At 62.2% G+C, this 16,838-nt stretch carries 14 protein-coding genes; 12 read left to right on the top strand and 2 right to left on the bottom strand.

Going from position 1 to position 16,838, the window contains the following annotated elements; genetic code table 11:
* Nucleotide 1: 1 nt before the first annotated feature.
* The 12 genes from leuD (at nt 2) to CENROD_RS11025 (ending at nt 14,500) form a co-directional block, all read left to right on the top strand.
* Nucleotides 2–670 carry a 3-isopropylmalate dehydratase small subunit gene (gene leuD, locus CENROD_RS11080; RefSeq protein ID WP_022776402.1) on the top strand — a complete coding sequence of 223 codons (669 nt, stop codon included), beginning with the start codon at nt 2–4 and terminating at the stop codon, nt 668–670.
* Between the two features lie 34 nt (nt 671–704).
* Nucleotides 705–1,787, top strand: a complete 1,083-nt coding sequence (gene leuB, locus CENROD_RS11075; RefSeq protein ID WP_022776399.1) for a 3-isopropylmalate dehydrogenase — start codon at nt 705–707, stop codon at nt 1,785–1,787.
* Between the two features lie 43 nt (nt 1,788–1,830).
* A complete protein-coding gene (gene asd / locus CENROD_RS11070) occupies nt 1,831–3,009 on the top strand; it encodes an aspartate-semialdehyde dehydrogenase (protein ID WP_022776397.1) in 1,179 nt (392 codons plus the stop codon).
* Nucleotides 3,010–3,176: 167 nt separating this feature from the next.
* Nucleotides 3,177–5,843 (top strand): motility hub landmark protein FimV, encoded by a 2,667-nt coding sequence (locus tag CENROD_RS11065; protein ID WP_022776394.1) that lies wholly within the window; start codon nt 3,177–3,179, stop codon nt 5,841–5,843.
* Nucleotides 5,844–5,968: 125 nt separating this feature from the next.
* Nucleotides 5,969–6,778: a tRNA pseudouridine(38-40) synthase TruA gene (gene truA, locus CENROD_RS11060; RefSeq protein WP_022776390.1), complete on the top strand. Its 810-nt coding sequence runs from the start codon at nt 5,969–5,971 to the stop codon at nt 6,776–6,778.
* Nucleotides 6,775–7,539, top strand: coding sequence for a phosphoribosylanthranilate isomerase (locus tag CENROD_RS11055; protein WP_022776386.1), 765 nt, complete (start codon nt 6,775–6,777; stop codon nt 7,537–7,539). The genes truA and CENROD_RS11055 overlap by 4 nt, the downstream gene beginning before the upstream one ends.
* Before the next feature lie 164 nt (nt 7,540–7,703).
* Nucleotides 7,704–8,969 (top strand): tryptophan synthase subunit beta, encoded by a 1,266-nt coding sequence (trpB, locus tag CENROD_RS11050; protein WP_022776384.1) that lies wholly within the window; start codon nt 7,704–7,706, stop codon nt 8,967–8,969.
* Nucleotides 8,966–9,796: a tryptophan synthase subunit alpha gene (trpA, locus tag CENROD_RS11045; protein WP_022776382.1), complete on the top strand. Its 831-nt coding sequence runs from the start codon at nt 8,966–8,968 to the stop codon at nt 9,794–9,796. Before trpB ends, trpA begins: the two co-directional genes overlap by 4 nt.
* Nucleotides 9,797–9,898: 102 nt before the next feature.
* The gene (accD, locus tag CENROD_RS11040; RefSeq protein ID WP_022776379.1) at nt 9,899–10,777 is read left to right on the top strand and encodes an acetyl-CoA carboxylase, carboxyltransferase subunit beta; all 879 of its coding nucleotides are present in this window, start codon (nt 9,899–9,901) and stop codon (nt 10,775–10,777) included.
* Between the two features lie 154 nt (nt 10,778–10,931).
* The gene (locus tag CENROD_RS11035) at nt 10,932–11,756 is read left to right on the top strand and encodes an ABC transporter substrate-binding protein (RefSeq protein ID WP_022776375.1); all 825 of its coding nucleotides are present in this window, start codon (nt 10,932–10,934) and stop codon (nt 11,754–11,756) included.
* Between the two features lie 6 nt (nt 11,757–11,762).
* Complete coding sequence (locus CENROD_RS12725) at nt 11,763–13,682, top strand: diguanylate cyclase domain-containing protein (RefSeq protein WP_022776372.1); 1,920 nt, start codon at nt 11,763–11,765, stop codon at nt 13,680–13,682.
* Nucleotides 13,683–13,816: 134 nt separating this feature from the next.
* Nucleotides 13,817–14,500: a hypothetical protein gene (locus CENROD_RS11025; protein ID WP_022776369.1), complete on the top strand. Its 684-nt coding sequence runs from the start codon at nt 13,817–13,819 to the stop codon at nt 14,498–14,500.
* Nucleotides 14,501–14,522: 22 nt separating this feature from the next.
* Here the strand turns inward: CENROD_RS11025 and tsaD are convergent, their stop codons facing one another.
* Both tsaD and CENROD_RS12720 read right to left on the bottom strand, forming a co-directional pair.
* A complete protein-coding gene (gene tsaD / locus CENROD_RS11020; RefSeq protein ID WP_022776366.1) occupies nt 14,523–15,614 on the bottom strand; it encodes a tRNA (adenosine(37)-N6)-threonylcarbamoyltransferase complex transferase subunit TsaD in 1,092 nt (363 codons plus the stop codon).
* Nucleotides 15,611–16,771, bottom strand: a complete 1,161-nt coding sequence (locus tag CENROD_RS12720; RefSeq protein ID WP_022776363.1) for a DUF3108 domain-containing protein — start codon at nt 16,769–16,771, stop codon at nt 15,611–15,613. Before CENROD_RS12720 ends, tsaD begins: the two co-directional genes overlap by 4 nt.
* Between the last annotated feature and the right edge of the window lie 67 nt (nt 16,772–16,838).

Raw genomic sequence — 16,838 nt, 5'->3', positions numbered from 1 at the left:
GATGCAGCAATTCACCGTATTCCAGGGACTGGTCGCCCCGCTCGACCGCGACAACGTCGACACCGACGCGATCATCCCCAAGCAATTCCTCAAGTCGATCCGCAAAACCGGCTTCGGCCCCCACCTTTTCGACGCCTGGCGCTACCTTGACGAAGGCTTTCCCGGCAAAGACCCCGCCACGCGCCAGTCCAACCCCGATTTCATTCTGAACCAGCCCCGGTATCAGGGCGCGGGCATCCTGCTTGCCCGCAAGAATTTCGGGTGCGGATCGTCCCGCGAACATGCGCCGTGGGCGCTGGAGCAATATGGCTTTCGGGCCATCCTGGCCAGCAGCTTTGCGGACATCTTCTTCGGCAACTGCTTCAAAAATGGCCTGCTGCCGATCGTCTTGACCGAAGCACAGATCGACCAGCTTTTTCAGCAGGTGTACTCCACTCCCGGCTATACGCTGACGATCGACCTCGAACGCACGCTGATCCAGCTTGCGGACGGCTCGGAATGGCCCTTCGAGGTGCAGCCTTTCCGACGGTACTGTCTGCTCCACGGGCTGGACGACATCGGGCTGACCTTGCGCCATGCCGACCGTATCCGTGGCTTCGAGGCGCAGTTTCTGTCCCACTATCCATGGCTGTCACGCCAGCATCCTTCGTCTGCTCTTTCTCCTTCCTGACCCATTCCGGCTTCATTCCTGAAACAAACGAACCATGCGTATCGCAGTCCTACCCGGAGACGGCATTGGCACCGAAATCGTTGACGCTGCCGTTGACGTACTCCAAGCCCTGGGCCTTCCGCTGGAGCTGGAAACCGCACCCGTAGGCGGCGCAGCCTACGAATCCTGCGGCCACCCCTTGCCCGATTCGACGCTGCGTGTCGTCGATGCAGCGGATGCCGTGCTCTTCGGCGCGGTGGGGGATTGGAAGTACGACACCCTGGAACGCTCGCTGCGCCCGGAACAAGCCATTTTGGGCCTGCGCAAACACCTCGGGCTGTTCGCCAACTTCCGCCCTGCGCTGTGCTACCCCGAACTCGTCGGGGCATCGACCCTGCGGCCTGATCTCGTCTCCGGCCTCGACATCCTGATCGTTCGCGAGCTGACCGGGGATGTGTACTTCGGCCAACCCCGTGGGCGCAGGACGGCAACGGACGGCCCCTTCCCCGGCACCGCAGAAGCCTTTGACACGATGCGCTACAGCCGCCCGGAAATCGAGCGCATCGCCCGCGTCGCTTTCGATGCGGCACGCAAACGCAAGCAAGCCGGTTCCGCTGGCAAAGTCACCAGCGTCGACAAGGCCAATGTCCTCGAAACCTCCGGGCTTTGGAGAGAAGTCGTCACTGACATCGCGGCAGGCTACCCTGACATCGCCTTCGAGCACATGTACGTGGACAACGCGGCCATGCAACTCGTTCGCAACCCCCGACATTTCGACGTGATCGTCACCGGCAACCTCTTCGGAGACATCCTCAGCGATGAGGCTGCGATGCTGACCGGATCGATCGGGATGTTGGCTTCCGCGTCGATGAACGACGCTGGCAAGGGGCTGTTCGAGCCTAGCCATGGCAGCGCCCCGGACATTGCTGGCAAAAACGTGGCCAACCCGCTGGCAACCATTCTGAGCGCGGCCATGATGCTGCGCTTCAGCCTGGGCCAACCGGCTGCGGCATCGGCCATCGAAGCCGCCGTCAAGAACGTGCTTGCCCAAGGGCTGCGCACCGCAGATATCCACAGCAACGGCTGCACGCTGGTCGGTACCCGGGAAATGGGCGCTGCGGTCGTTCGCGCACTCTGAGCGCGCACGCTGCATTTGTCCCTTCAAGAAGGAAAAAGAAACCATGCAAAAGATTGGCAATCTGGTCGGTATCGTTGGCTGGCGGGGAATGGTGGGTTCCGTGCTGATGGATCGGATGCAGGAAGAAGGAGACTTCGACCTTATCGAACCCCGCTTTTTCTCGACATCCAACGCCGGCGGGGCAGCCCCGCAGTGGGCGCGGAATGAAACCACGCTGCACGACGCCTACGACATCGAAGCACTGCGCGGCTGCAACATCGTCCTGAGCGCGCAGGGGGGGGACTACACCTCGGAAGTCTTCCCCAAGCTCCGTGCAGCAGGCTGGGCGGGCCACTGGATTGATGCTGCATCGACCCTGCGCATGCGCGACGATGCCGTCATCGTCCTCGACCCCGTCAACCTGCCCGTCCTTCGCAATGCCCTGCAAGCGGGAATGCGCAACTGGATCGGCGGCAATTGCACCGTCAGTTGCATGCTGATGGGAGTAGGCGCTCTGTACAAGGCTGGCCTCGTCGAATGGATGACGACCCACACCTACCAGGCAGCCAGTGGTGGCGGCGCGCAACACATGCGCGAATTGCTCACCCAATTCGGCACGCTGCACGCGGAAGTGCGCGAATTGCTTGCGGATCCCCGCAGCGCTATCCTGGAAATCGATCGCAAGATCATTGACAAGCAGCGTTCTCTGAGCGCCGAGGACATGGCGTGTTTCGGCGTACCGCTGGGAGGATCACTGATTCCCTGGATCGACAAGGATCTCGGCGTCGGCAAAAAAGCCGGGGAAGACGGATGGGGAGTGTCCCGGGAGGAATGGAAGGGGATGGCCGAAACCAACAAGATTCTCGGCCGTGGCGTGGCAGGCCAGGCTTCCGCGCAGGAAAGTCCCATCCCGGTCGACGGATATTGCGTGCGCGTCGGCGCCATGCGGTGCCATAGCCAAGCGCTGACCTTCAAGCTCCGCAAGGATGTCCCCCTGCACGATATCGAAGCGATGATCGCCGCCGACAACGAATGGGTACAGGTCGTCCCCAACGAACGAGAAGCCACGCTGCAATCGCTCACCCCGGTGGCAGTGACTGGCACGCTGCGCATCCCTGTGGGGCGCCTGCGCAAACTCGCGATGGGGCCGCAATACCTCGGCGCATTCACGATCGGCGACCAACTGCTGTGGGGCGCCGCAGAACCTCTGCGCCGGATGTTGCGCATCCTGCTGGAGGCATAACCTTCGTGCTGTGCGGGATACCCCACCCGCACTGGCTCCGTCTATAGAATGCGCCCGCGCCCCGGGTACCTTGGGTGCCGTGTCGACTGCAGGTACGGCCTTCCGCGTACTGTGTACTGGCTCGGGGTGTTTTCGTTCCCCTACTCCCAGCAACCGGAGTTCGCAAATTGAGCTCTCAATCCTATCGATGGCAAGTGGCGTGTGTCACCCTGGCTGGTGCCGCTGCGTTTGGCTGGGGTGATGCCTACGCCCTATCCCTGGGGCGGCTGACTGTGCAATCGGCCCTGGGCGAGCCCCTCCGTGCCGAGATCGAAGTCAGCAATCTCAGCGCCGATGACGCAAACTCGCTGCGAGCGCAAATCGCCAACCCCGACGCTTTCCGTTCCGCAGGATTAGAGTATTCAGCGGTGTTGTCAGGCACCAGAGTCAGCTTGCAACGCAGCATCAATGGCCGGGTTTTCCTGCATTTCACCAGCACCAGCCCGGTCAATGAACCTTTCGTCGATCTGGTACTGGAAGTGGACTGGGGCGCGGGCAAGATCGTGCGCGATTACACGATGTTGTTCGACCCACCCGTGTTGCGCCCCCCCGCCGCGCCCAGCCCCACCTTGGCGGTCATTCCTGCGGCGGCGCCTGTTGCAGCACGTCCCTTGCCTGCCCCCACCCCAGTGCTGCCCACGCCCCCAGTCGCTGTTGCTTCTGCACCCATTGCAGAGCGTGCTTCGGCCCCGGAAGCATCTCCAGCAGCCACTCCAGCCATACCACCGGCCCGTGCGCAGCAACCGGCAACGGCACCCCGTCCAACGGTATCCCGCCCGGCAACGCCGACTTCCGCAGTACCTCGCCCAGCAGCGCCCGAGCGCCGCGTCACCGTGCGTGCAGGCGATACCGCTGGAATGCTGGCTTCGCAACATCTACCCGGTGGGGTCACACTGGATCAGATGCTCGTCGCGATGGTGCGTTCCAACCCGGAGGCCTTTATTGCCGGGAACGTCCACCGTGTCAAAGCTGGAGCAGTGCTCGGTCTGCCATCCGATGCAGACGCTGAAGTCGTCGCTCCGGCAGAGGCACGCCGCATCGTCACAGCACATAGCAAAGATTTCGCCCAATACCGGCGCAATCTCGCCGCCAATGCCCCAGTCACGCAGACAACGGGGCCACGCCAGCAGATTCAAGGCAAGGTGCAAGTCACCGTCAAGGACGACAAGCCCGCAGCCCAATCGCCAGACCGCCTGACCCTCTCCAAAGGCAGCGTGCAATCCAAGCGCCCAGCGTCTCAGCCCACCCAACCCACTGCCCCCTCTGCCGAAGCCTTGGCACGCAGCCGTGCCGCCAGCACTGCTGCACAGCGAGCTTCCGAATTGCAGCGCAACATCGCCGACCTACACAAGCTGGCGCAATCCGTAGGCACAGCCGCCCATCCAGCGTCCAAAGCTGTTCCGGCTTCGCAAGGCGTCGGGGCGAAGCTGGCCCTGGCCGTATCTGCGCCCACTTCCACTCACGGACCCGCGCCCACAGCCGCAGTCTCAAGTACCCATCCTGCTTCCCACGCCACACCCCCTGTTCCTGCTGCATCTACCGCATCTGCAGCCACGGTTTCCCCTGCATCCCAAGCAGCCGATCCTCCAGCGCCGCCCTCTCCACCACCATCCGGGCTGCTGGACGGCCTGTTCTCGCCCAACGTATTGCTTGGTGCTGGCCTTGCCATCGTGCTGGGCGTGATCGGCGCAGTGGCGTTCTTCCTGCGGCGCAAAAAACAAACGATGCTGGCTGACAGTTCCTACATGGAAAGCCGTATCCCGCCGGAATCGTTCCACGGCGTGAGTGGCGGGCAGCGCATTGACACCAGCGAAGGATCGGGAACAAGCTCTTCCCTGGTGTATTCCCCCAGTCAGCTCGATTCTTCCGACGATGTGGATCCAGTCGCCGAAGCAGATGTGTACCTCGCCTACGGCAGGGATCTGCAAGCCGAAGAAATTCTCAAGGACGCGCTGCGCACCCAGCCGGAACGGGTTGCGGTGTACAAAAAATTGCTGGAGGTCTACGCCAAGCGCAAAGACGCCAAGTCCTACGAATCCATTGCCACCCTCGCGTTCAATATCGTTGGCGGCAACAGCCCGGACTGGACGCAAATCTGCGCTACGGGCCTGATCCTCGATCCGGACAACTCCCTCTACCGTCCCGGTGGGCAGCCCGCCGGGGAACCAGATCCCATGTCGGACAAGACGATCGTCATGGCCGCATTCGAACGTACTGCTCCGGCAGCGCCTTCTCTTCCAGAAGCGCCACCGCCAGACTCGGATATGGATCTGGATTTGGACTTCTCCCTCGACGATATGCCTGCCGCCAAAGATGCACAGCCCGGCATGGACGCCACGGTGCGCATGGAAGCCCGCTCTGGTCCCGATACGCAGCCTGGGGTCGATCCAGCCAACAATAGGGGTCGCATGGATGCGCTGCCTCCGCTCCCCGAACCTCCCCCAGCCATGGAAGAACCTCCGGACGATGGCTCGCTGCCCTTCCATCTCGAAGACACGCTCATCATCCCTCCTTCGAGCACGCCAGAGCCACCACCCACTGCGGCTGCGGATTCCGGCATGTTGGAGTTCGACCTCAGCTCTTTGTCGCTCGACATCGACGAAGACCAAACTCCGTACAGCTCGCCCACAGCAGCCCCGATAAGCGGTGACCCACTGGAGACCAAACTGGCTTTGGCCGAAGAGTTCCGTGCGATTGGGGATCTGGACGGAGCGCGTGCGTTGATCGAAGAAGTCCTTGAAACCGCCACGGGAGACATGCGGGCCAAGGCAGAGCGTGCGCTCAAAGATATCTGAGCTGAGATATCTGAGACTTCGAATACTGGAGATGTCGAAATGTCGAGATGTCGACATGTCAATTTCTCAGGCTGGTGTGGCCCCTCTCCCCTGCAAGTTGAACGCGGCTCGTGAAGCCTCCCTTCTTGCGGGTCGTATTGGGGCTGGGTTATTGCGGTAGCAACTACCAAGGCTGGCAAAGTCAGCCTTCGCAGCGCACGGTGCAAGACGCACTGGAGCACGCGCTAAGCCAGTTTTGCGCCTGTCCTTCCCACGCCGTGCGCACTGTGTGCGCCGGGCGCACTGATGCGGGGGTGCATGCCTTGTTGCAGGTCGTGCATTTCGACACTTCCCTGGAACGCCAGCCTTTCTCCTGGGTTCGGGGCTGCAATGCCTTGTTGCCGAAGGACATCGCCATCCTGTGGGCGCGTGTGGTACCGCAGACGTTCCACTGCCGTTCCTGTGCGCTATCCCGGCGTTACGTATACGTGCTGCGCAATGCTCCCGTTCGCCCATCGGTGGACACGGGGAGGGTGGGGTGGGTTTTTCGCCCGCTCGACGCCGACCGGATGCGCGAAGCCGCGTCGTATTTGCTGGGAGAGCACGATTTCTCCTCCTTCCGCGCCAGCGCATGCCAAGCCAGGTCGCCAGTCAAACGGATGCTGCGCATTGCCATCGAACGCCAAGGGAACCACGTGCGGTGTGACTTTGAGGCCGATGCCTTTTTGCACCACATGATCCGCAACATCATGGGCTGCCTGGTCGCCATCGGATCGGGCCAACGGCCCCCTGCATGGATGCTCGACGTGCTGCAAGCCCGTAACAGGACAATCGCCGCGCCTACCTTTGCGCCAGATGGGTTGTACTTCCTCGGCCCCCGCTACGACCCCGCATGGGGATTGCCGGACGATTCCTCGATGCTCGACGGGCTTCCTGGCTGCACGCCAACGCCATGAAGACCCTACAACCACGCACGCGCATCAAGATGTGTGGCCTCACCCGGGAATGCGATGTGGACGCTGCCGTCGCCGCTGGCGCCGATGCAGTCGGTTTCGTGCTCTATGCGCGCAGCCCCCGGTACGTCACCCCGGATCGTGCTGCGGTGCTGGCACGCAGGCTGCCCCCGTTCGTCACCCCGGTGCTGCTGTTCGTCAACCCCGACCCCGAAGAGGTACTGCGCGTGCGTGACACGATCACCGGAGCCATCGTGCAATTCCACGGCGACGAGACGGCCAGCCAATGCGTCCAGGCCAACCGGGGCTACGCCTACCTGCGCGCCGTGCGCATTCGTGCCGACGACCCCGCCCCCGCCGGGATACTGCATACCATGGTGTCGGAACACGAACGCGCCCTGGCGTTCGTGCTCGACACCTATGCCCCCGAATACGGAGGAACGGGCCATCGCTTTGACTGGACGGCTCTTCCCCCCCTGCCACAGACGCACGTCGTACTCGCTGGGGGGCTGACCCCCGCCAACGTCGGCGAGGCGATTGCGATGCTGCGTCCACGTTGCCTGTCACTGACTGTCGATGTCAGTTCCGGGATCGAAGTGACCGGACACAAGGGCCTCAAGGATCCTGACAAAATCGCGCAGTTTGCCGCCGCTGTACGTGCCGCAGATACGTGCTTTTCCTCTGCACAGCGCGAGTCGTGCCCAGAGTCCATGTCGGTCGATGCATATCTTGCCCTCACCACTGCCCCTCTCTCGCTGGGCTAAGGTAGGCACGCATCTTGGCTGCCATGGGAAACCACTGCACTTGATATCAGCACAACGCTTCCGTTCCCGTTGTAGGAGCGACGGAAGTCGCGATGCGGCACTCCCACAACGCCTGCCCATAGTGTGTTCCTTGCCCTTGGTGTGGCCGTACCTTACCGACTTTCATGACTACCTCAGCGGAATCCCTACCCGGCCCGGATGGCCACTTTGGCATCTACGGCGGCTGCTTTGTCGCGGAAACGCTGCAACATGCCGTCGATGAACTGACCGCAGCGTATGAGCGCTACCGCAACGACGCTGCCTTCCAGGACGAATTCGCCTACGAGCTTGCGCACTACGTAGGTCGTCCCTCCCCCGTCTACCACGCTGCCCGAGCCAGCCGCGAACAAGGCGGGGCACAGATATTCCTCAAGCGCGAAGACCTCAACCATACCGGCGCGCACAAGATCAACAACACGATCGGCCAAGCCATGTTGGCTCGGCGGATGGGCAAAAAACGGGTCATCGCCGAAACGGGCGCAGGCCAACACGGGGTGGCCACCGCAACGATCTGTGCCCGCTATGGGCTGGAATGCGTCGTCTACATGGGCAGCGAGGACATGCAACGCCAAAGCCCGAATGTCTACCGCATGAAACTGCTGGGCGCGCAGGTCGTCCCCGTGACCTCCGGCAGCAAGACGCTCAAGGACGCACTCAACGAAGCCTTGCGGGACTGGGTGGCCCATGTCGACGACACCTTCTACATCATCGGCACCGTGGCCGGTCCGCACCCCTACCCCATGATGGTGCGCGACTTCCAGAGCGTGATCGGCCGTGAATGCCTGACGCAAATGCCACCAATGCTTGCCGAAGCAGGCTGCGCGGGGGAACAGCCCGACGCGATCGTCGCGTGCGTGGGCGGCGGATCCAACGCAATGGGCATCTTCCACCCCTACCTCGAACACCGGCACATCCGGCTGATCGGCGTCGAAGCCGCTGGCGAGGGGCTAGACACCGGCAGGCACGCAGCCTCGTTGCAGCGCGGTAGCCCCGGCGTGCTGCATGGCAACCGCACCTATGTCTTGCAGGATCGCGATGGACAGATCCTGCCTACGCACAGCGTCAGCGCCGGGTTGGACTACCCCGGAGTAGGGCCGGAACACGCCTGGCTACAGGATGTGCAGCGTGCCGAATACGTCGGGATCACCGACACCGAGGCGCTCGCAGCCTTTCACTACCTGTGCCGCACGGAGGGGATCATCCCCGCCCTCGAATCGAGCCACGCCGTGGCGTATGCACTCCAGCTTGCCAAAACAATGCGCCCGGACCAATCGATCCTCGTTAACCTCTCCGGTCGTGGCGACAAGGACATCGGCACCGTCGCCGACCTCTGCGGCGCAGACTTTTGTAGCCCCCCCCGTGCCTTGGCCGACGCAGGAGCACAACCATGAGCCGCATCGCACCGACCTTCGCACGGCTGCGTTCGCAACACCGGACTGCGCTGATCCCCTTTGTCACAGCCGGGTTCCCCTATGCAGACGTGACCCCGGCGCTGATGCACGCCATGGTGGAAGGCGGTGCCGATCTGATCGAGCTGGGTATTCCCTTCTCCGACCCCAGCGCAGACGGCCCGGCGATCCAGCGCGCCAGCGACTTCGCCCTGTCACACGGTGTGGGGCTATGCACGGTGCTCGACATGGTGCGTGCCTTCCGCCGCGACGACACCACCACCCCCGTCGTACTGATGGGCTATGCCAACCCCGTCGAACGCTACGACCAAGTACACCGCACCGCCGACGCGCCATCGTCGGCCTTCGTCCAAGCCTGTACTGACGCCGGGGTCGATGGCGTGCTCATCGTCGATTACCCACCGCAGGAGTGTGTGGCTTTTGCCCATGCGCTGCGCAACAACGGGATCGATCCCATTTTTCTGCTGGCGCCGACGAGCACCGAAGCCCGCATCCGCACTATTGGGCAGATTGCAGGGGGGTACGTCTACTACGTGTCGCTCAAAGGCGTGACAGGCTCCAGTACGCTCGACGCCGATGCCGTAGCCCGCGCACTGCCGCGCATCCGCGAGCATGTCCATGTCCCCATCGCAGTGGGATTCGGCATCCGCGAACCCGCAAGCGCCCGAAACATCGCCCACGTTGCTGATGGCGTCGTCATCGGTAGCCGGATCATCGAATGCATCGCATCGCAGCCCCGGGAGGGCGTTTGCGACGCAGCGCGAACCTTCCTCACCGAAGTGCGCGCCGCGATGGATGCGCCAACCTGAATCACTGCCTTGACTTTGCGCAGATGCCTTGCATCAGGAAAGTCATGGCAGTGTCCATCCCCCCCAGCCCCTCTCCCTTTTCCCCGACCTTGCACTACCCCCATGAGCTGGCTCGAAAAACTCCTTCCCCCCAAAATTCAGCACATCAACCCCCGGGATCGGCGTAGCGTCCCCGAAGGGGTATGGATCAAATGCAGCGCCTGCGATAGCGTGCTGTACAAAACCGACCTCGAACAGAACCTCAACGTCTGCCCCAACTGCGCGCACCACCACCGCATCGGCGCACGCGCACGCATCAACGCCTTTCTCGACCCCGAAGGCCGCTACGAACTGGGGCAGGAAGTGCTACCCGTCGATGCGCTGAAATTTCAGGACAGCCGCAAATACTCGCAGCGCCTCAAGGAAGCGCTGGACAACACTGGCGAAACCGACGCGCTCGTCGTCATGGGCGGCGCGGTGCTTGGAATCGGGCTGGTCACGGCCTGCTTCGAGTTCGAATTCATGGGCGGCAGCATGGGTTCCGTCGTGGGGGAACGCTTCGTCCGGGGCGTGCATACGGCCATCGAGCAGAAAGTGCCTTTTCTGTGCTTCACCGCCACCGGGGGGGCACGAATGCAAGAGGGGCTGCTTTCCCTGATGCAAATGGCCAAGACCAACGCTGCCCTCACGCGGCTTGCGCAAGCCGGGTTGCCGTACCTCAGCGTGCTGACCGACCCGACGATGGGCGGTGTCAGCGCAGGGTTCGCGTTCCTCGGAGACGTCGTCATCGCCGAACCCAAGGCGCTGATCGGCTTTGCCGGCCCGCGCGTGATCGAGTCCACCGTGCGTGTCACCCTTCCGGAAGGGTTCCAGCGCGCGGAATTTCTGCAAAGCAAGGGCGCAGTCGACTTCGTTTGTGACCGCCGGGAACTGCGCAAGACCGTCGCGAACATCCTGGCCATGTTGACCCGCCAGAGCGCCGACGCCGTCAACGCAGCCTGACGACGCTGCATCCACGCGCCACCCATAGGGCGGGGTGCGCGCCCATCTTGGGCATGGCAAAATGGTTTTTCAAGGCTGCCTCGGACGCTCCCTGTACCAAAGAATTTTGGTTTTCGGCACCTTTCTCCCCCCGTTCCTCCGTCAGGAGTGCGCCATGCTTCTCTCGCTCCCACGCTTTGCCCTGCCGTTGCGTCCCCTGCTCGTCGGGCTGTGCTGTGCCCTCGTCGCATCCATCAGCTTGGCCCAGGCCAGCCCAGCCAGCCGTCTCGATCAAATCCAAAACACGCGCTCCCTGCGCGTTTGCATCTGGCCGGACTATTACGGCATCACGTACCGCAACCCCAGAACCCAGCAGCTTGCTGGCATCGACATCGACATGGCGCGGGAATTGGCCCGGGATCTGGGCGTTGCCGTCACTTTCGTCGATAGCTCTTTTGCCAAACTGATCGACGATCTGCACGCTGACCGTTGCGATGTGGCCATGTTCGCCATCGGCATCACCCCGCAACGGCAGGCCAAGCTCCGTTTCACCCGGCCCCACCTCGCCAGCGACATTTACGCCATCACCACCCGTATCAATCGCCGTATTCAACGCTGGGCAGACATCGACCAACCCGGCAGCATCGTGGCAGTGGCCAAAGGCACCCTGCACGAACCGATCATGAAAGAAAAATTGCGCAATGCCAAGCTGCTCGTGCTCGATACCCCATTCGCACGGGAACACGAAGTGCAGGCTGGCCGCGCGGACGTATTCATGACCGACTATCCCTACAGCCAGCGCTTTCTTGCCAATGCGGATTGGGCGCGTTTGGTCACTCCGGATAGTCCGTACCACATCACACCCTATGCCTACGCCGTGGCTCCCGGAGACGATGTCTGGCTCGCTCGTGTAGACCAGTTCGTAGCCGACGCCAAGAAGGATGGTCGGCTGCGCGCCGCTGCCATCCGGCACCGTCTGGAACCCATTCTGTCCCCCTGAGTCCGCATGAACCGTTTCGTCGGCTCATGGCTGCGCTTTGCACTCACGCTCACTGCTTTTCACATCGGCGTGCTGGGCGTGGCAGGCTACGCCTTGTGGCTCTTGCGTGCAGACGCACTCAGCCACCACTTCCGCATCTCTGCACTGCTTGCACGCAGTTTCGAGGGGTTCATCACCCAGAGCATTGATGCCACCACGCTGGCTGCGGGCCACGTGGTGTCCACGGATACCAAGTCGTTCGACGCCTGTCAGATCGAATCCAGCTTCGCACTGATCTTGCGCAATGCGCCCCATTTGCGCTCGCTGTCCTTGATCGATGACACTGGCCGAATCCTCGTCAGTTCCAACCCCGCCAACGTCGGACTTTCGCTATCCGGCGAGGCGTACTACCCCGTGTCCGACGCGACGTACCCCGTGCTGCACATTGGGGTACCTTGGTCAGGGCGGGATTTTTCCGAAGGACGGCCGGATACGCCCGATTCTGGCTTGCGCTACCCCGCAGCCCATGCATCGACTTTCCTTCCCCTCACGCTGGGGTTGCCATCCTCATCGCGTGCATTGACGCTGCTCGTCGCGCTCAATACCGACTATTTCCTCAACCACATCGCCCGCCAGCTCGACCCACAGCTTGACATCGTCGAAGTTCTTCGGCTCGACGGGGTGCTTCTGTTCTCTACCGCTCCCAAGTCTGCCATCGAGACCCATTCTTTATTTGCGCTGATGCAGCCTGACCAGCGCGAATATGGGCAATTCGTCGTCTTCCATCCGCAGCTTGGCCAATCCTTGGCGGCATTCCGGGTGTCTTCGCTGTTTCCTTTCGTCGTGGTATCCCGCGTGCCGCAAAACGTTGCGCTGCGCCAATGGAGAACAGAAGCGACGACGATCCTGGGGATCTTGGTTCCTGTACTCGTTCTGCTCAGCTTTTTGTCCACGGGGTACTACCGGCGTCATCTGCTGCTCCAGGAAGAGCGAGCAGAATCCGAGCGCCTGCATCGCGTCAACGCCTCTTGTGTGTTCACCAATACCCGCGAGGGCATCGCGATTACGGATGCCAACGGAATCATCCTCGACGTCAACGATGCCTTCACGCACATCACGGGTTACACACGCGAAGACGCTCTGGGCAAGACCCACAGCATCCTCCGTTCCGGGTACCACGACAAGGCGTTCTACGACGCAATGTGGCACGACTTGCGCACCCAGGGGCACTGGGGGGGAGAAGTCTGGAACCGCCGCAAGGATGGGGAGGTCTACGCGGAAATGCTCACGATCAGCGCTGCCGTCGATAGCCAAGGCCAGGTACAGCAGTACGTCGCCGTCTTTAGAAACATCACGGCCATCAAGAATTACCAAACCGAACTCGAACGCACCGCACGCCACGATGCGCTCACCCAACTACCAAACCGCATCCTGCTCGCAGACCGCCTAGGACAAGCGATGGCCCAAATGCAGCGGCGGGAAGAGTGCCTGGCCGTGGCGTTCATCGACCTCGACGGGTTCAAAGCCATCAACGACATCCACGGACACCATGCCGGGGATCAGGTGCTCATCGCTGTCGCCACTCGGATGCGTGACGCGCTGCGAGACGGCGACACCCTTGCACGCAATGGAGGGGACGAATTCGTCGCAGTACTCGTAGACCTCCAGGATCCGAGCGATGTCCTTCCCCTGCTGGAACGCCTGTTGCAAGCCGTGGCGCAGCCTATCCCTCTCGATGGCACACTGCTGTCCGTCACTGCCAGCATCGGGGTGAGTTTCTTATGTCGATCCCGATCCACCACTGCCGAAGAATTGCTGCACGAAGCAGATATTGCGATGTACCAAGCCAAGTTGGCAGGCAAACACCGTTACCACGTCTTTGGGCCTACAGACATCGAACCCCGCACTTCGATCTCCGCTTCGACTTCCGCCTCTACCGCTGACTAACGGCCATGCAAGTCTTACCCGTTTCCCGCACCCCCAACCCCTCTCCCGCTAGGCGAGGAGAGCTTCGAAGCCGCTTCGCGATTTTTCCCGTAAGCGACTTTTCCCTTAACGCACCGGCCACCACCCTATAACTTATGGAGCGCGCCACCGCACTAGGCATAGCAGGCAGCCTGTTGAGCGCCTTTGCTACCTACATCTACGTGCAGTTCAAACGGATCGAGGAACAACAGGAAGCGGCTGTCAAGATCCTCAAGGTGGGGTCGGAAATCGAGTCCACCAAGAAAAAACTCGACGAATACGACAAGTTCAAGGAATACCTGGCTCCACTGAAGATTCACCTCCTGACACAGACGCGCACCTTCAACGTTCGCATGGTTCGGGACTACACCCTGTCGGAACGCTTCATCAAAGAAAAGCACAAACTCAAAGCCGATGTCGTCTTGTTCGCCAAATACGCTGTCACGTTCCAGTTTGGCGCCGACCCCATCGCAGAGCCTTGCGATGTTGCGTACGAATCGCCCTACTTGCGCCTGACCTGCGACCCGCCCGCGCTGATCGGCACGCCACAGGTCAAGCTGGTCTCGCAAGAGGTGTCGGTACCCCATATCCTGACCGACGAACGTACCCATGTCGCTGCCTTGACCCAGCGGCTGACGGCATCATTACCACGGGATGGGATGAACCTGGCCAAGGACGATAACGTGCGGGCGGTGTTTCGCAACCAATTCGTCGACTGCGCACGCGAGTTCCTCGGAAGCCAGGATGGGTTGCAATACTTCCCCTGCATCATGGCGGAATACCGGCAACCCCCGCAGTGAGCGGAACCCAACGACGCGGTTCCTACCCGCTGCCGCACACCGCGTCCAACGGCCAGCGCGGCCGCACATCAAAGGCGTAGGTCGTCTCGGCACGCTCTACCCCGTGGGCGATGCGCATTGCCGCCGCCATCGCGATCATGGCGCCGTTGTCGGTACACAGTGCAACGGGTGGGTAATGCACGCGCACCCCTGCTTGGCTGCATGCAGCATCAAGCCGTTCGCGCAGCCTTCGATTCGCGCCCACTCCGCCAGCGACGACCAGCCGATCCATCCGCGTTGCGCGCAAGGCCCCCAACGTCTTGGCGACGAGCACATCGACGATCGCTTCCTGCGCCGATGCAGCCCAATCTGCGCGCAAGGCCATATACAAAGCCGTAGCCAGGTCTGCCCCATTCGCGTGCAGCGCCACCTGCCGCGCAACGGCAGTTTTTAGCCCGGCAAAAGAGAAATCCCACCCCGGTACATGCAACAACGGGCGGGGAAACCGGAATGCATCCGCCTTGCCCTCCTGCGCCAGCTTCGCCAATGCGGGGCCTCCGGGATAACCCAGGCCCAAGGTTTTGGCGATCTTGTCGAAGGCTTCCCCCGCAGCGTCGTCGATCGACTCGCCCAACAGCACGTACTTTCCCACGCCTTCGACACGCATCAACTGCGTATGCCCGCCGGAAACCAGCAGCGCGACGAAGGGAAAGCACGGCGGGTCCTCGGCCAGGAACGGCGAGAGCAAATGCCCTTCCAGATGATGTACGCCCAACACCGGCTTGCCCAAGGCAGCGCCCATCGCACAGGCCGTTCCCGCTGCAACCAGCAACGCCCCGGCCAACCCGGGGCCCCGGGTGAACGCGATCACATCGACGTCGGACAACCTGCGCTGCGCTTGCGCCAACACAGATCGCGTCAACGGCAACAGCCTGCGGATGTGATCCCGACTCGCCAGTTCCGGCACCACGCCACCGTAAGCACCGTGCAGTTCGACCTGGCTATGCAGTGCATGGGCCAGCAACCTCGGCGTGGAACGGCCCATTGCCTCGACCAACGCAACCCCCGTTTCGTCACACGACGATTCGAAGCCCAGCACGCACAAGGATGGATCAGTCAGGGATTGCTGCATCATTGCGGCACCCCTGCTTCCGGCGGCCATCCCTCGACCGGTTCACTCGATGCCCAAAGCATGTCCAGCACATCGCCATCGGCCTCGGTCATGCGCAGCCTCGCGGGCAGATAGCTAAGCCGGGGAGCCAGCCAGAGTTCGATCTTCTGGTCGTAAGTCTGTACGGGTTCGCGCACCAGATGGAGGGCATGCATCTTGCCCCCCGGGAGGTCGAGCAGCTCTTCCTTGCCAAAGCGCAACGTCCAGAACTCGGCGGAACGCGGCCCGACCACCTGTACCGTCCACGTTTTTCCGGCCACAAAGTACTCGACATTCGCGCCGACGAGCGCGGCCAACTGGACGAAAAGACTCAGCCGATCCTGCGCACCGGTATGGAGCGTGGCATCGGGCGTGTTGGCGCTGAACCGCACCCTAGCGGTTGCGTAATCGAAATGCGCGGCCACCTCGCTGCGGTATTTGTCGGAAAACCGCGTGGGCATCAGCCCCTCGTTGCCGACCTTCCCCCGGCTGGATTGCGAACGCATCTTGCCGAGCGCGCCGACCTGCCAATGCACCATATAGGCATCTTCTTGCTGCGCCCACAACAGCTCTGCGTCGAGCCGATAGGGAAACTTGTTCGCCCGCACTGCGTACCGCAACCGTACCGCCCCTGGAAACCCATCCGCGCTGGACAGCACGGCCTGCGCTGTTGCATGACCCTCCCCGGATGGGGTGGGAGTTGCTGCGTCCTCTAGCGCAACGGTACCTTGCTCCCCATTTCCCATACGCAAATCAATGTCTGGAATGGTTGTTCCTACGCCGGATGCAGCGATATTTGCAGCGATTTTTTTGCGGGCAGTCACCGCATCCTGCGCTGCCGGTGTGGGTGCAGGCAAGGGCTTGGGTACAGCTTGGGGTACCTGCTTCTGCGCATCTTGGGGGTGGGTTGGGGGCTGTGCCTGGGGGCGGAGCGATGCAGGAGTGGGCGGCATCGCTGGCGCAGTGGGCACCGGCGACTGCTGCACGATCCTGGCAAAAAACGTCTCTGCAGAGTACGCTGAAACCGCCGCCCAGTCCGACCGCACAGTCACGGCGCCCAATAGCCATCCATGCAGTAGCACGACAAACGACAGCAACGCCACCGTTCCAGGCTGGATCAACCGCGTTGCGTGCTGTGTCATCGAAAAACGAATACCGGTTTGGAACCCCGCCCTGCAGGGCGGTCAGCCATGACCCTGGCCTACAGGA

This window comes from Candidatus Symbiobacter mobilis CR, from assembly GCF_000477435.1.
GTDB lineage: Bacteria > Pseudomonadota > Gammaproteobacteria > Burkholderiales > Burkholderiaceae_C > Rhodoferax > Rhodoferax mobilis.
This window is presented reverse-complemented; position numbering and strand designations above follow the sequence as displayed.

Excerpts from the sequence above, each read along its gene's own strand:
- leuD (WP_022776402.1), top strand. The coding sequence starts at position 2 with ATGCAGCAATTCACCGTATTCCAGGGACTGGTCGCCCCGCTCGACCGC.
- leuB (WP_022776399.1), top strand. The coding sequence starts at position 705 with ATGCGTATCGCAGTCCTACCCGGAGACGGCATTGGCACCGAAATCGTT.
- asd (WP_022776397.1), top strand. The coding sequence starts at position 1,831 with ATGCAAAAGATTGGCAATCTGGTCGGTATCGTTGGCTGGCGGGGAATG.
- CENROD_RS11055 (WP_022776386.1), top strand. The coding sequence starts at position 6,775 with ATGAAGACCCTACAACCACGCACGCGCATCAAGATGTGTGGCCTCACC.
- trpB (WP_022776384.1), top strand. The coding sequence starts at position 7,704 with ATGACTACCTCAGCGGAATCCCTACCCGGCCCGGATGGCCACTTTGGC.
- trpA (WP_022776382.1), top strand. The coding sequence starts at position 8,966 with ATGAGCCGCATCGCACCGACCTTCGCACGGCTGCGTTCGCAACACCGG.
- accD (WP_022776379.1), top strand. The coding sequence starts at position 9,899 with ATGAGCTGGCTCGAAAAACTCCTTCCCCCCAAAATTCAGCACATCAAC.
- CENROD_RS11035 (WP_022776375.1), top strand. The coding sequence starts at position 10,932 with ATGCTTCTCTCGCTCCCACGCTTTGCCCTGCCGTTGCGTCCCCTGCTC.
- CENROD_RS12725 (WP_022776372.1), top strand. The coding sequence starts at position 11,763 with ATGAACCGTTTCGTCGGCTCATGGCTGCGCTTTGCACTCACGCTCACT.
- CENROD_RS11025 (WP_022776369.1), top strand. The coding sequence starts at position 13,817 with ATGGAGCGCGCCACCGCACTAGGCATAGCAGGCAGCCTGTTGAGCGCC.
- tsaD (WP_022776366.1), bottom strand. The coding sequence starts at position 15,614 with ATGATGCAGCAATCCCTGACTGATCCATCCTTGTGCGTGCTGGGCTTC.
- CENROD_RS12720 (WP_022776363.1), bottom strand. The coding sequence starts at position 16,771 with ATGACACAGCACGCAACGCGGTTGATCCAGCCTGGAACGGTGGCGTTG.